The organism is Ensifer sp. ENS08, from assembly GCF_014852195.1.
Lineage (GTDB): Bacteria > Pseudomonadota > Alphaproteobacteria > Rhizobiales > Rhizobiaceae > Ensifer > Ensifer adhaerens.
Genome location: NZ_JACVBF010000006.1, coordinates 116,223 through 129,289 on the forward strand (window position 1 = coordinate 116,223; position 13,067 = coordinate 129,289).

Consider the following 13,067-nt stretch of genomic DNA (forward strand, 5'->3'; position numbering starts at 1 on the left):
TGCGGTTTTCCGCCCGCACGTCCGCTCTCCTTCATGACAATCGATCGCGGTTGTGATTGGGTCGGGCAGATCCTAAATCATCGTGATCTTGGGGGCGGGGACTTTCTTTGATGCGTGAATTCGTCGTTGCGGTCGATGTCGGTACCGGCAGTGCGCGCGCCGGTATTTTTGACGGCAAGGGCAGGTTGCTTGCGCGTGCCGACCTGCCGATCGCCATGAACCGGCCGGAAGAAAACCACGCCGAGCACGATTCCGAAGATATCTGGCGCGCCGTCTGCGGCGCTGTCAAAGCGGCGAAGGAAAAGGCCGGGATCGCTGCGGAGGATATTGGAGCGATCGGCTTCGATGCCACCTGCTCGCTGGTGGTGCGCGACCGCGAGGGCAAGCCGCTTTCGGTCAATCGCAAGGGTGAGGCGCGCTGGGACACGATCGTCTGGCTCGATCACCGGGCGCTCGCCGAGGCGGATTTTTGCACGGCGACCGGCCATCCGGTGCTCGATTTCTCCGGCCGCGTGATGTCGCCGGAAATGGAAATGCCGAAGCTCATGTGGCTGAAGCGCAATCTGCCGCAGCAATGGCAGAAGGCTGGCTTCTTCTTCGATCTTGCCGACTATCTTTCCTGGCGGGCGACCGGCAGTGCTGCGCGTTCGCGCTGCACACTGACGGCCAAGTGGAATTACCTGGCACATGAGAAGCGCGGCTGGCAGCCGGACTATCTCGCAAAGATTGGGCTCGAGGATCTCATTGAGCGCGGCGGGCTGCCGGAAGAGACCCTGCCGATCGGAAGCTCTGTCGGCCGTCTGAACGCTGCGGCCGCCGCCGAGCTTGGCCTCGACGAGACCTGCCAGGTAGCCCCCGGCATGATCGATGCCTATGCCGGCGCGCTCGGCGTCGTCGGCGGCTTCATCGGCAAGCCGGAGAAACTCGAAAAACAGCTGGCCCTGATTGCCGGCACGTCGAGCTGCATCGTCGCCTTTTCCAAGGACATGAAGCCGGGTTTCGGCATGTGGGGCCCGTACTACGAGGCGGTGCTGCCCGGCGCCTGGCTGATCGAGGGCGGGCAATCGGCGACCGGCGCGCTGCTCGACCATATCGTGCGGCTCCATGGCGGCGGTCTCGAACCGACCGCTGAAACCCATGGCCGGATCATCGCCCGGGTGCAGGAACTGCGCGCCGAGCAGGGCGCGGCCTTTGCCGATCGCCTGCATGTCTTGCCGGATTTCCACGGCAACCGCTCGCCGCTCGCCGATCCGCATGGCCTCGGCGTCATCAGCGGCCTGCCGCTTGATTCCTCCTTCGACGCGCTCTGCCGGCTCTACTGGCGCACCTGCGTCGCGATCGCGCTCGGCATCCGCCATATCCTGGAGATGATGCGCGAGGTCGGCTACCAACTCGACACACTACATGTCACCGGTGGCCATGTGCGCAACGCGCTGCTCATGGAACTCTATTGTGACGTTACCGGCTGCCGGGTTGTGGCGCCGGAAGCGCCGGATGCCGTCCTGCTCGGAACGGCAATGGCGGCAGCGGTTGCCGGCGGCATGCACGCGGATCTCGCCGCGGCCGGCGCCGAAATGGCGTCAGGTGGGCACGAGCGCCTGCCGAACACGGCGGTTCGCGACGCCTATGATCGCGACTATCGCCGCTTCCTGGCGCTCTATCGCCACCGTGACGAGCTCGACAAGATGGCGTGACTGCTGCTGCCGAAAAGGTTGTTGCGGGGTCATGGAACCTTTTTCCGTGTCGCGCATTCTGTTGTTGACCGGACGGTGGCGCGCATAGCCCCCAATGCGGCGCCGGAGGCAGACCGCCGGCCTACAACTCACACTCCCCGAGTGAGTTGCACATACCAGCCAGTGCCTTCCCTCGGCACTGGCTGTTGTGTTTTCAGGGGCTTCCTTTGCGAGAAACCTGGCGAAGTGTGGTGGTACGCGCAGATTGGCAGAAGCCGCCGGTGAATGCGCAGGTCCAGTGACGAAATTGCTCATGTCACCTCAGAGAGTTCTCGGGACGTTCCGGCAATCTTGCCAAACAAGCCCCGAAACGACCTGCAGCGGCCTACGCGCCGTAAGACGCGCGCCGCTGCAAGATCTGGATCGGCGCATGCCCCTCGACCGCTTACAGTCGAGGGAAACATGCAGTCGCGCTCAGGCCGCCGCCTTGGTGGATTCGTTGAAGAACAAAGCCTGGCTGATCAGCGCCTTGACCATGTCCGGGTTGAACGGCTTGGTGACCAGGAAGGTCGGTTCCGGCCGTTCGCCGGTCAGGAGCCGCTCCGGGAAGGCGGTGATGAAGATCACCGGAATGGCGCTCGTCTTCAGGATGTCGTTGACCGCGTCGATGCCGGAGCTGCCATCGGCAAGCTGGATATCGGCAAGCACCATGCTCGGCCGTGTCTTCTTGTAGAGCGCGATCGCTTCGTCGCGCGTGCGGGCGATCCCGGTGACGCGATGGCCAAGGCTCTCGACCATCTGCTCGATATCGATGGCGATCAGCGGTTCGTCCTCGATGATCATGATATCGGTCGCGACCTGGCGCGAGATTTCCTGCGAGGCGCGATCGAGCAGGCCACCGACCTTGTCGATGCTGACATCGAGAACTTCGGCCGCTTCCTCCGGCCGGAAGCCTTCGACCGAGACCAGAAGGAATGCCTGGCGGGCAAGCGGCGAGACGGTTGCGAGATTGATCGACGCGCGCTGCTCCCAGGCAAACGGAGAAACTGGTTCAGGCACGAGCACGGACGAGGAGCCGAAGAGCGAGGTGAACAGGCGGAACAGGCCAACGCGATCATTGCTTGCTTCGGGGAAAATCGACGTGTCGGCGATCAGCGCTTCGAGAACGGCGGCAACATAGGCGTCGCCTGATGTCTGCGAGCCGGTTAGCGCGCGTGAGTAGCGGCGCAGATACGGCAGGAGCGGTGCGATCCGCGTGGACAAAGTCATAGAGGAACTCCCTCGAAAATCGTTTTACGGTGACGTTGCGAGAACGCTCCGCGTAAAAAAAGGTTCCGCGAGGGAACATTTCAATTTTCAACAGCGTTATGGCGGCTATGGACAGTTTTGGCGATTTCGACACTTGAAGGCGACAGTTTGAAAATGAAACATAAAACAGGGGCAGGGCGGACCACCGGCACGACCTTATGGACAGAAGATCCAAATGCGCAAATTGCAGCGAAGCTGAAGGCGCTCTATCAGTCCGTGCAGGAAGAGGCGATACCCGCGCGTTTTCTCGATCTTCTGGAAAAACTCGACGCGGCCGAGCAGCAATCGGCGCTGCAGGGCAGGGAGTAAGTACCGGAATGTCATCCGAAAAGAATGATTTCAAGCGTGAGATGCTGGCCGCGTTGCCGAGTCTGCGTGCCTTCGCCATGTCGCTGATCGGCCGTCACGACCGTGCCGACGACCTGGTTCAGGACACGATCATGAAGGCCTGGGCGAAGCAGGACCACTTCGAGATGGGCACCAACATGAAGGCCTGGCTCTTCACCATCCTGCGCAACGAACTCTACAGCCAGATGCGCAAGCGAGGACGCGAAGTTCAGGACAGCGACGGACATTTCACCGAGTCTCTCGCCCATCATCCTGAACAATACGGCTCGCTGGACCTGCAGGATTTCCGCAAGGCGCTGGAGATGTTGCCGCCCGACCAGCGTGAAGCGATCATCCTCGTGGGCGCTTCCGGCTTTTCCTACGAGGAAGCGGCCACGATCTGCGGCTGCGCGCTCGGAACGATCAAGAGCCGTGTCAACCGGGCGCGCCAGCGCTTGCAGGACATTCTTCAGGTGAAGGGCGAAAACGACTACGGCCCCGACGAGACGTCGGCCCCGATCACGTCGCGCGCCTTTGTTTCCTGAGGAAAGTTTCGAGCCGGACACCGTTGCAAAAGCGGCGGTGTCCTGCTTTCACTGACGCCTGTGCCCGAGGGGCAGGCGGGTGGTGGAGGCAGAGCGCAATCATGACGATTTTGGGTCGATATGCCCAGAACCGAGCGAGATGCGGGTGCAGCCTGCAAGGGCTCCCCAAGCCGCTCAGATTGGGAATTGAGACCGAATGCGCATGAGGACTGAAAGGACAGACCTGCCCGTCATGACGCTGCTCGACGCGCCTGAGCGTCTGAGCGTCTTGCACGCGACCGTGCCCGACATGGCGGTGCCGGATCGGGACTTCGACGGCATCGTTGGAATTGCGGCCGGCCTCTTCGACGCGCCGATTGCGCTGGTGACCTTGATCGACCGCGAATGGCAATGGTTCAAGGCGGCCGTCGGAACCACGGAGAGCCGGGCGCCATCGGAGGAGTCCTTCTGCGTGCAGGTGGCGGCCGAAGCCGACACCAGTCTCGTCGTGCTCGACGCATCGACTGATCCGCTGTTCATGCGACGTTCGCGGGTCGTAGGGCCGCCGTTCCTGCGATTTTATGCCGGCGCGCCGATCATGCTCGACGGGCAGGCCGTCGGCACGGTCTGCGTTCTCGACGACAAGCCGCGCGCCGACGTGCCACAGGCGCTGATGGACCAGCTGAGCCGGCTCGCCGGGCTGGCCGCTTCCCTCTTCAAGATCAAGGACGAAGCGCGCCGGCGCGCGCTGAAAGAGGCGGCGCTGTCACGCGAGGAGCAGCGCCACGCAATGGCGCTCGAAGCAGCGAACATCGGCAGTTGGTTGTGGGATATCCGCTCCGGGGTCATTGCCGGTAACAGCGCGATGAAACGCATGTTCGGGCTGCCGGCCGACAGCTTCGTCGGCGCCCGCGAGATCTTCGGAGCGATCCATATCGACGATCGCGGCGCGACTTTTTCCAAGCTACGCCAGGCGATGAAGGCCGACGACGAGTACGACGGCATGTTCCGCGTCGGCGACACCGGCCGCTGGCTGCTCGGGCGCGGCCGCGTGCATGATCGCGACAGCAAGGGCAATCCGTTGACGTTCATCGGCGTCACGATCGATGTCACCGACCAGCAGGCGTCGGTACAGCGCACGCGGCTGTTGCTGAAGGAGCTCAACCACCGGGTCAAGAACACGCTCGCGATGCTGCAGTCGCTCGCCCGCCAGACCTTGCGCCAGACCAGCGATCCGGCGGAATTCATGACCGCATTTGCCGGCCGTTTGCAGGCGATCTCCGAAGCGCACGGCCTGCTTTCCGATCACGAATGGGGCACCATCCGGCTCGCCGACCTCATCGCCAAGCAGCTGCTGCCGCATGTCAACTGCTATGCCGAGCAGATCGAGATCCACAAGGACGAGATATCGCTCGGGCCTGACCAGGCGGTCGGCCTCGGTCTGGTTCTGCACGAGCTCGCCACCAACGCCGTCAAATATGGGTCGCTGTCGGTGCCGAAGGGGAAGGTGGTTCTGACGGCGCGCAACATGATCGAGGATGGCGACAACGTTCTGCATCTCACCTGGACCGAAGTCGGCGGGCCGCCGGTGCGCGAGCCAAAACGGCGCGGCTTCGGCTCGATCCTGATCGAGCGCAGCCTCGACAAGGTCTTGGGCAGCTCGGTCAAGGTGGAATATCTGCCGGCAGGCGTCACGGCGCTCATTCGCCTGCCGCTTTAAGGCGTTGATCGCAGTCGCGGCGGACGAGTCCGTAACTGGTTTGGGACGCTTGTTTAAGCGTCAGTCGTCGCGTCGGCGCTCGCGCCGTTTGCCAGTTCCCACGAGTGCCCCGATCGCCAGAGCGGTGGCGACCGCAAGCAGCGGCTGTTTGCGCAGGATGCCCGCCGCGGCAAGCAGTGTCAGGTTGGTTTGCATCTGTCTGCGGCGGCGACGCTCCTCGGCCAGGCGGCGGTCGCGTCCTTGCAGCATCGCAATGATGCCGAACAGCACCAGCGCGGTCACGAAAAACGCGATCGCGATCGCGGCGGAGGCTGTGACCGGACTGTAAAGTGCGCTGAGATACAGGAACGCGGCTGCGAGGCCGAAGACATAGGCCGTGGCAAGCAGCAATCCTATAATGCCCCATAAGATCGCATTGCGTTTCACGCGCGCAGTGGCCGCGCCGATATCGGCGCTCATGAGCGCGGTCAGGGCTGCCGTCAATGGTCCCATGAATTGCCCCCGATCATCTTCCCCTCGATCTCAGCGGATGGGCGCAACCCATCCGCCTCACCGGCTTGCATCTTCTTCATCGACGAAGAAGCGCGGCTATGGCCAGACCGATCAGGGCGGCGGCGCCGAGGGTTGCGACGGGATGTTCGCGCACGGCGTGCCGAACCTGCTTTTCCGTGCCGGCGTAGCGATCACGAAGCTCGGCCAGCAGATCTTCACCGCTTGCCAACAGTTCGCTGAGGCCCGCTTCAGCCTGTTCGCGGGCATCCTGTGCCTTGCTGCGCGCCTGCTGCGAAGCCGTCGATCCGCGATCGGCCAAGAGGGCGACAAGCGTCGCCACATCATTGCGCAATTCGCCCAGTTGTTCCTCGATGGAGATGTCGGCGAGCTTGCCGTTGCTTTTTGTCGAACGCGAGCTCGAACCGGAGAAGAGGCCTGACGCCATGACGAATACTCCCTTTCACACATGCGCCGGCCGCGAACGGTCGGCGCTTCCTGATCAAACCGGCGGGCACAACTGCAGGCCTACGCCGGCGCTTCGGGAGAACAACGCGCAAGTGCGGAAATTGTTTCGATAAATCTTGGTGTTGGCTCTCGGAAGAATGAGGACGTGCGCTTGCGTCAGAGCGATGCGGTTTGCGGCAGCACGAAGGGCACCGGCGCTGGCGGAGCCACGCCCACCCGCATGCGGCAGCCGAAGACCGCTTCCATCGTCTCGTCCGTCAGTACCTCGGCCGGCGCGCCACTGGCGCGGACCTTGCCGGCCTTCATCATCACCATATGGTCGGCGAACATGGCGGTGAGATTGAGGTCGTGCATGACGGCAACGACACCGCCGCCGCGTTCGCAGAAGCTGCGTGCGAGCTGCATGATGCCCAGCTGGTGGCGGATATCGAGGCTGGAGACGGGCTCGTCGAGCAGAAGGTAACGCGGTTGGCCATCGGCAACGGGTTCTGAGATCTGGCAAAGCACGCGGGCAAGCTGCACGCGCTGCTGCTCACCACCGGACAGTTCCTGATAGAAACGCCCGGCAAAGCCGCCGAGATCGACCGCTTCGAGCGCTTCCGCCGCGATCCGGTCGTGCAGGGCGGCGTCGGCGTTTGCGCCGGCGGCAAGCCCGAGCCGAACCACTTCTCGCACCGTGAACGGGAAGGAGATGACGGTCGATTGCGGCAGCACGCCGCGCATCGACGCGAGTTCCCAGGGCTTCAGGCCGCGCAGGTCGCGGCCGTTGATGCGGATCGTCCCGCCTGCTGGTGCAAGCTCTCCGGAAATGGCCTTCAGCGTCGTGGTCTTGCCGCAGCCGTTGGGACCGACGATCGCGGTCAGCGCGCCGGGTCGGGCCTCGAGCGAAACGCCGTGAATGACCGATCGCCCGCCGAGGCGGACGGAGAGATTGGAAACGTTGATCATGGCTTCGCTCACAATCCCATGTTCGAACGGCCGCGCAGCAGGATCCAGAGGAAGAACGGTGCGCCGATAAAAGCGGTGACGATGCCGATCGGCAGTTCCGCCGGGGAAACGATGGTGCGGGCGATCATGTCGGCAAGGATCAACAGCGTGCCGCCGAGCAGGGCCGAGGCCGGCAGCAGGTAGCGGTGATCGGGACCGATGACGAGGCGCAGCAGATGCGGCACGACGATGCCGACGAAGCCGATGCCGCCGCTGACGGCAACCGACGCGCCGGTCGCCGCAGCAACGCTGACGATCGCGACGTTCTTCAGCCGCTGGACGGGAATGCCCATGTGGAAGGCTGCCGCTTCGCCGAGCGTGATCGCATTGAGGCCGCGGGCGAGAAAAGGGGTGACGGCGAGCGAAAGCAGAATGATCGGCGCCGAGGCCAGGATCTTCGTCCAGTTGGCGCCGGCAAGGGAGCCGAGGCCCCAGAAGGTGAGGTCGCGCAATTGCTTGTCGTCGGCCATGAAGACGAGCACGCCCGTGACGGCGCCGGTCAGCGCGCCAAGCGCGATGCCGGCCAGAAGCAGGGTGGCGATCGAGGTCTGCCCGCCGCGCGTGGCAATGCGGTAGAGCAAAAGCGTCGTGACGAGGCCGCCGAAGAAGGCAGCGACCGGCAGCGCGTAAAAACCGAACAGGGCAAACAGCGGCCCGAAGGTGGCGGTTCCAAGCACGATCAGCAGCACGGCGCCGAGACTCGCGCCCGAGGAAACGCCGACGAGGCCGGGATCGGCCAGGGGATTGCGGAAGAGCCCCTGCATGACCACGCCGGAAACCGCAAGCGACGCGCCAACGAGCATGCCGAGCACGGCGCGAGGGAGCCGGATATCGAGAATGATGATGCGGTCGCGGATGCTCAGGGCCTGGTCGGCCTCGCCGATCAGCCAGCGCCAGACATTGGCGAGCGACGCGTCGGCCGCGCCGGTCATGATCGAGCCGACGAAGGTGGCGATGGCGATTACCACGAGGGCGACGACGAGAAGCCGGGCCAGCCGCGAGCGGTTGCCCGCACGCCATTCGTTGCGGATGTCGGCGGCCAATCCGGTCAGGCGCATGCCGCGGTCCAATGCCTCACTGCGAGGCATTGGCCTTCTTCCCGTAGATGGCGGCATTCAGTTCGCGAACGGCGCTTGCCGTGCGCGGGCCGAAGCCGAGCAGGTGCAGGCCGTCCATGCGCACCAGCGCCTTGTTCTGGGCAGCAGGGGTCAGGCTCAATGCCGGCATGGCGAAGAGTTCTTCCGCCTTGGCGGCGTGTTCGCCACCGCGATCCATCATCAGGATGACGTCGGGCTTGGCTTCGACGATCGCTTCGTCGGTGAGTGCCTTGTAACCGGGGAAGGTGGCGACGGCGTTCACCGCGCCGGCGAGTTCGATGATGCCGTTGGCGGCGGTACCCTGACCAGAGGCCATGACCTTGCCGCCCTGGGTGCTCAGGATGAACAGCACGCGCTTGCGCTCACTGTCGGCGCGCGCGGCACCCTCCGCCACGGCTGCATCGAGATCGGCTTCGACGCTCTTGGCGAGCGTTTCGGCCTTGTCCTCGACGCCGAGAAAAGCGCCAACGGCGCGGATCTTGGTGGGAATGCCGGCCTTGTCGAAGGTCTCGGGCACGCTGGTGAAGGCGATGTTGGCCTCCTTCAGCACCGCCAGTGCCTCCGGCGGGCCGCTGCCTTCGACTGCGACGATGGCGCTCGGATTGACCGCAATGATGCCTTCGGGCGCGAGCTGGCGCATATAACCGACATCCGGAAGCGTCTTTGCTGCTTCCGGATAGGTGCTGGTGGAATCACGCCCGACGAGACGGCCTTCTTCGCCGAGCGCATAGATGATCTCGGTGACGGCGCCGCCGACCGAAACGACGCGCGAGACGTCGGCCTTCTGCGTGTCCTCGGCCATGGCCGTCCGGATGAAGGCGGGGGCATCGGGTGCCACTGCCGGCAGCAGGAAGGTCGCCGAAAGGGCGAAGGCGCCGAGCGCCAGCCCCGAGCGGCGAAGGCGACGGAAGTCGAGACCGTTGATCATCTTGCGTATCCTATTCTCTCGCTCAGGCGGCAACCGTCGTGTCGAGGCGCGGCAGGCCTTCGGCGATCGAGCGCCATTCGGGACGTTCCACAAGGCCCTCTTTGCGCTTGCCGAAGAACTGGATGATCATTTCGCCCTTGGCGTCGAGCGCCTCGATCGAGGTGACATGGCCATCAGCTGTCGGCTTGCGCACGGCCCAGAGCTCGGCGATGTGGTCGGTGCGCAGATGCAGGTGGAAGGTCGGATCCATGATGTTGAGCCAGGGGCCCATCGTGGCGATCTTGGCGATCGGGCCGGAATGGATCTGAATCATGCCGCGGTTGCCGACGAAGCACATGATCGGCAGTCCGACTTCGGCGCTTGCCTGCATCATCGCTTCGACGCTCTGCGGGTCGAGCTGCCAGGCGAAATCGTCGCCGATGTTGCTCAGCGCCTGGCGGCGGCCGATCTTCAGCTTGCGCAACATGCCGTGGAACTGATGGGTGTCCGTCATCTTCGTCCAGCGCTCACGCAGCTCGACGACGTCCACGACGGTTTCCGGCTTGTCGTCGGTCGGCTGAACGCTGGTGTCGGCTACAAACTCTTGCGTCTGATCGTCGAGGCGGAAATCCGCGACGAGCTTTTCGTAGGCTGCGTCGTTCGATGCGGCGCGCAGATGTACCTTGTGCACGGCGTTGCCCCACTTGTCGAAGAACTGCAGGCTCTTGCGGACTTCGCCCTTGTCGTCCGTCTTCGTCACGGCGAAGGCGTGTGCCCAGGCGCTCGGGAAAACACGAAGGTCGATCTGTTCGCCAAGTACGATGCTCGCCATCTCGCCGGTGGTGATCTTCTCGTAGACGCCGATCTTTTCGTGGACGGCGCTTTCGTTGCGGGTCAGCGCCATGACTTCACCGAGCTCTTCGACCCGCGACAGGAAGCGGTTGGCGTCGGCATCGATGCGCACGGCGGTCAGCCCACATTCGGCAGCGACCAGCGCGGCTTCGGAAACGCCGAGCTGGGCTGCGATATCACGCTCGCGCAACTTCGGGTTTTCGGCGCGGTAGGCGCGGATTTCAACGGGAGTGGGGCGAAGGCTCTCGGTCATTTTCATCTGCCTATTTGTTCAGGATCAGCTTGCCTTGGCGGGTGATCTTCATGCGGTAGATCGCGCCGTCGTGGGAAATGAGAATCTCGTTTTCGGTGCCGAAGAGCTCGCGACTTTCGATGATCCGTTGCGCCCGTCCGGTCAGCACCGGAGGCTCCGAGGGGCGTGCGAGATTGTTGTCGTTGGTCACTGTGTTTCGGCCGTTTCGAGTGGGCAGGCCGCGCTGATTTTCCCGCATTTCCCGCCGTGCAATTCGATTACTATCTTGACTTCATTACTCATATTTATTTATGGACGCAATACCGGACTTACAAACTCAAGTTAGTTGCTGCCGGCTTGTGGACAAGGGCGTGCGGCCGGCGTTCGGTGGTGTGCTCGATCCTTTGGAGTGGTGTCGTCATGAAGTTTCCCAGCCTTCCGATTGTTTCCGTTGCTCTTGCGGCTCTCGTTGCCGCAACCGCTGCCAAGGCGCAGGAGACCGCAGCGGCTGGGGGGCTGACGATCGAGCTCAACGAGGTGGCTCCGTCCCAGAAGGGCTGCAAGCTCACCTTCGTTGCCGGCAACGAATTCGCGCAGTCGTTGAGCAAGGTTTCCTTCGAGTTCGTCATTTTCGACCAGAAGGGGCTGGTCGAACGCATGGCCGTGCTCGATTTCCGCGACCTTCCCGCCGGCAAGACCAAGGTTCGCCAGTTCGATCTGCCCGGCACCAACTGCGATGCGGTGAAGAGCCTGCTGATCAACGACGCGCCGGCCTGTGTCGGCGACGGGGTTCAGCCGGGCGCCTGCATGAGCGGGATCAAGACCGGCTCTAAGTCGGCGGTCGAACTCAAGGGGTGAGCGGGACTGGGGCTTAGCGCGTCCGGCAATCCGAGCATGAGGTTTGCGTCGCCCTGGTGCGACGAAGGTAAGGCTGAAATGAAGCGTATCGTCATCTGGAGCGGGGCCGCCGTCTTATCGCTTGCAACCCACGGCGTCGTGCTCGCGACGCTGTTTGGTAGCAGCCCGCCCGAGACGCAACTGGATCTGATCCAGGGTGGCGAAAGCGTCGAAGTGGCGCTTCTCGGCGATGCATTCGAGGAAACGCTTCAGTCCGGTGAAGTGTCCGAAATCGTCGAGCCCACGGAAGATCTGCCCGAGGAGGTTCAGCCCGCCGAGATCCAGCCGGTCGAGGATGTTGCCCCCACGCAGGAGATTGCTGCAGAGCAACCCCACGACCTGACGGCGACGGAGGCAGACGTGATCCTGCCGGCGGAGGAAATGCCTACCCTGCAAGTCGCCGAGGCTGTGGTGACGGCGAGCGTCGCGCCGGTCGAGACTGTCGTGCCGGAAGAAAAGCCCGAGGAGCCGAAGAAGGAAAAGGTCGAAAAGCCGGAGCCGAAGAAGGAGCCGGTGAAAAAGAAGAAGGTCACCCGCAAGAAGGCGGGCGATCAGGGCGAGCAGGCGCAAAATCAGGTCAAGGGCAAGCAGGACGGCCAGGAGAATGGCAGTTCGTCCGCTGCGAATGGCAACAGCCGCGCGTCCGAGGTCGGCAACGCCAACATGGAGAATTATGGCGGCAAGATCCGCAAGCGGATCACACGCCGGTTCAAGGTTCCGTCGGCTGCAAGACGCGACGGCGTATCCGGCACGGCGACCGTTCGTTTCACCTTGACGTCGAATGGAAACCTGACGCGTGTCAGCCTCGCGGGCAGTTCCGGCTCGCCGGCGATCGACGAGGCCGCCATTGATGCGGTTCGCCGCGCTGCGCCATTCCCGGCGTTTCCGGCCGGAGCGCCAAGCTCCGAATCCTTCATCGTGCCGATGGTTGCGACCGTCCGCTGACCTTTTCCCCTTGCCGTGGGATTCGCGCAGAAGCTGCAAGAAAAAATATGATTAGAAAACTCATGTTTATACTTTACTCTGTTTATCAAGTTTAATAGGTTGCCCTCGTCACGCAGCCGAAGGGTGTGTGTCGAGAGGATATCCCGATGCGACCGGCTGCCTGACGAAGGCCCTTGTTGCGCGACCAGACGGAGAAGATTGCATGCGCGGCAAGCGTCACCAGAATGCGGCGAAGAACGGCAAGGGTCGCTCGGGTTCGGAACCGGTCGAGGCCCGCCAGGAGGCCGGCAAGGCGACGCTCGAAGGGCGCAGCTTCCTGTATGTCGGTGGCCGTGATTGCCAGGTGGCGCACTTGCGCGAAATCGCCAGCTCCTTCGGCGCCGAGTTGCTGCACCACGACGGTGGCCTGCGTGAGGCCGTTTCGCGTATCGACCGCGTGCTGCCGTCTGTCGACTGCGTCTTCTGCCCGATCGACTGCATCAGCCATGACGCATGTCTTCGCGTGAAGACCGGCTGCAAGAAGTGGGGCAAGGCCTTCGTGCCGCTGCGCAACGGCTCGAAGTCGAGCCTGGAACGCGCGCTCCAGGACCTGACCACCAGCCGCAACGAGCGGTAATCCTCTGAAAGACAAGACGAGAATT

At 63.4% G+C, this 13,067-nt stretch carries 15 protein-coding genes; 7 read left to right on the top strand and 8 right to left on the bottom strand.

Going from position 1 to position 13,067, the window contains the following annotated elements:
- Nucleotides 1–110 precede the first annotated feature (110 nt).
- Entirely contained in the window at nucleotides 111–1,694 is a 1,584-nt protein-coding gene (locus IB272_RS15850; RefSeq protein ID WP_060582421.1) for an FGGY-family carbohydrate kinase, read from the top strand.
- 453 nt (nucleotides 1,695–2,147) lie between these two features.
- On the opposite strand, the gene IB272_RS15855 is transcribed toward IB272_RS15850, so the two are convergent.
- Nucleotides 2,148–2,942 carry a response regulator gene (locus IB272_RS15855; protein WP_034794073.1) on the bottom strand — a complete coding sequence of 265 codons (795 nt, stop codon included), beginning with the start codon at nucleotides 2,940–2,942 and terminating at the stop codon, nucleotides 2,148–2,150.
- Nucleotides 2,943–3,095: 153 nt separating this feature from the next.
- Here IB272_RS15855 and IB272_RS15860 point away from each other — a divergent pair, with 153 nt between their 5' ends.
- The 3 genes from IB272_RS15860 (at nucleotide 3,096) to IB272_RS15870 (ending at nucleotide 5,552) form a co-directional block, all read left to right on the top strand.
- Nucleotides 3,096–3,290, top strand: coding sequence for a NepR family anti-sigma factor (locus IB272_RS15860; RefSeq protein ID WP_034794063.1), 195 nt, complete (start codon nucleotides 3,096–3,098; stop codon nucleotides 3,288–3,290).
- An 8-nt stretch (nucleotides 3,291–3,298) separates the two neighbouring features.
- Nucleotides 3,299–3,853 (top strand): RNA polymerase sigma factor, encoded by a 555-nt coding sequence (locus tag IB272_RS15865; RefSeq protein ID WP_034794051.1) that lies wholly within the window; start codon nucleotides 3,299–3,301, stop codon nucleotides 3,851–3,853.
- A gap of 196 nt (nucleotides 3,854–4,049) precedes the next feature.
- Nucleotides 4,050–5,552 (top strand): HWE histidine kinase domain-containing protein, encoded by a 1,503-nt coding sequence (locus IB272_RS15870; protein ID WP_060582422.1) that lies wholly within the window; start codon nucleotides 4,050–4,052, stop codon nucleotides 5,550–5,552.
- Nucleotides 5,553–5,612: 60 nt separating this feature from the next.
- Here the strand turns inward: IB272_RS15870 and IB272_RS15875 are convergent, their stop codons facing one another.
- The 7 genes from IB272_RS15875 to hemP all read right to left on the bottom strand — a co-directional run bounded on the left by IB272_RS15875 (nucleotide 5,613) and on the right by hemP (nucleotide 10,795).
- Nucleotides 5,613–6,044 carry a hypothetical protein gene (locus tag IB272_RS15875; RefSeq protein ID WP_060582423.1) on the bottom strand — a complete coding sequence of 144 codons (432 nt, stop codon included), beginning with the start codon at nucleotides 6,042–6,044 and terminating at the stop codon, nucleotides 5,613–5,615.
- Nucleotides 6,045–6,120: 76 nt separating this feature from the next.
- Entirely contained in the window at nucleotides 6,121–6,489 is a 369-nt protein-coding gene (locus IB272_RS15880) for a DUF883 family protein (RefSeq protein ID WP_034794036.1), read from the bottom strand.
- A gap of 176 nt (nucleotides 6,490–6,665) precedes the next feature.
- Entirely contained in the window at nucleotides 6,666–7,457 is a 792-nt protein-coding gene (locus tag IB272_RS15885) for a heme ABC transporter ATP-binding protein (protein WP_060582454.1), read from the bottom strand.
- 8 nt (nucleotides 7,458–7,465) lie between these two features.
- Nucleotides 7,466–8,584 (bottom strand): iron ABC transporter permease, encoded by a 1,119-nt coding sequence (locus IB272_RS15890; RefSeq protein ID WP_060582424.1) that lies wholly within the window; start codon nucleotides 8,582–8,584, stop codon nucleotides 7,466–7,468.
- Nucleotides 8,571–9,521: a hemin ABC transporter substrate-binding protein gene (locus tag IB272_RS15895; protein WP_192444561.1), complete on the bottom strand. Its 951-nt coding sequence runs from the start codon at nucleotides 9,519–9,521 to the stop codon at nucleotides 8,571–8,573. The genes IB272_RS15890 and IB272_RS15895 overlap by 14 nt, the downstream gene beginning before the upstream one ends.
- A gap of 22 nt (nucleotides 9,522–9,543) precedes the next feature.
- A complete protein-coding gene (locus IB272_RS15900; RefSeq protein ID WP_060582455.1) occupies nucleotides 9,544–10,605 on the bottom strand; it encodes a ChuX/HutX family heme-like substrate-binding protein in 1,062 nt (353 codons plus the stop codon).
- 10 nt (nucleotides 10,606–10,615) lie between these two features.
- Nucleotides 10,616–10,795, bottom strand: coding sequence for a hemin uptake protein HemP (gene hemP / locus IB272_RS15905; RefSeq protein ID WP_268089706.1), 180 nt, complete (start codon nucleotides 10,793–10,795; stop codon nucleotides 10,616–10,618).
- 209 nt (nucleotides 10,796–11,004) lie between these two features.
- Here hemP and IB272_RS15910 point away from each other — a divergent pair, with 209 nt between their 5' ends.
- From IB272_RS15910 to IB272_RS15920, 3 genes are all read left to right on the top strand, one after another.
- Complete coding sequence (locus tag IB272_RS15910; RefSeq protein ID WP_034794025.1) at nucleotides 11,005–11,442, top strand: hypothetical protein; 438 nt, start codon at nucleotides 11,005–11,007, stop codon at nucleotides 11,440–11,442.
- A 78-nt stretch (nucleotides 11,443–11,520) separates the two neighbouring features.
- Complete coding sequence (locus IB272_RS15915; RefSeq protein ID WP_034794022.1) at nucleotides 11,521–12,426, top strand: energy transducer TonB; 906 nt, start codon at nucleotides 11,521–11,523, stop codon at nucleotides 12,424–12,426.
- Between the two features lie 202 nt (nucleotides 12,427–12,628).
- Nucleotides 12,629–13,042 carry a DUF2325 domain-containing protein gene (locus IB272_RS15920; protein ID WP_034794019.1) on the top strand — a complete coding sequence of 138 codons (414 nt, stop codon included), beginning with the start codon at nucleotides 12,629–12,631 and terminating at the stop codon, nucleotides 13,040–13,042.
- Nucleotides 13,043–13,067 lie beyond the last annotated feature (25 nt).